This is a genomic window from Streptomyces fulvoviolaceus (genome assembly GCF_000718165.1).
GTDB lineage: Bacteria > Actinomycetota > Actinomycetes > Streptomycetales > Streptomycetaceae > Streptomyces > Streptomyces fulvoviolaceus.
Genome location: NZ_JOEY01000171.1, coordinates 1 through 627 on the forward strand (window position 1 = coordinate 1; position 627 = coordinate 627).

Annotated in this window: 1 pseudogene; it reads right to left on the reverse strand. The window is 70.8% G+C overall.

Annotated features, from left to right (window positions below):
- A pseudogene (locus tag IG08_RS0153360) lies at window positions 1-449 on the reverse strand (IS200/IS605 family accessory protein TnpB-related protein); the annotation flags it as partial.
- Window positions 450-627: the final 178 nt, after the last annotated feature.

Sequence of the window (627 nt, forward strand, 5' to 3'; positions counted from 1 at the left end):
CCGGCCTCGCGGTCGGCCCGCTCGCGCTCCAGCCGGTCCTCCAGCACCTGCAGGCGACGCGTTTGGGCGTGCCACTCCCGCCTGCTGCGGTAGCCGCCCAGAGCGTGCTTCGAGCCTTGCGCGCCGACCGGCAGCGACAGCCGGTGCCTGATCGTCCCGATCCCCGCCTCAAGAGACCGGAGGTGGGCGAGCTGACAGCGGCGGGCCAGCGCCCACTGGTCATGCGTGGCCTTGGTGATCGAACCCGCCCACCGGGACGACGACACCGACGTCAGGCCCCGCTTACGCGCCGCCCACGTCTCCGCCGAGTGCTCCAGGCAGAGGTGCGCGCCGACCAGGGCGAGGACCTTCTCATCGGCGGGCCTGAGCTGCTTGAGGCGAGTGCGGACTGCCACGCCCGAGGGGCCGGGCACGACGAACGACGCCGCACGCTCCCGCAACCCACCCACCCCACACCCCCACACAGCCCCTCGAATAACCCGCTCATCACACCCAACGAACCCCGCACGGAAAGGTCACACATTCGACGGACGAACCCCGATTCCCCTCCCGGGACGACAGCACTCAGCCGTCGGCCGGGAGCCTCAGCACTCACTCACACACGCCAGAACGCACTCCTGCTCAGTC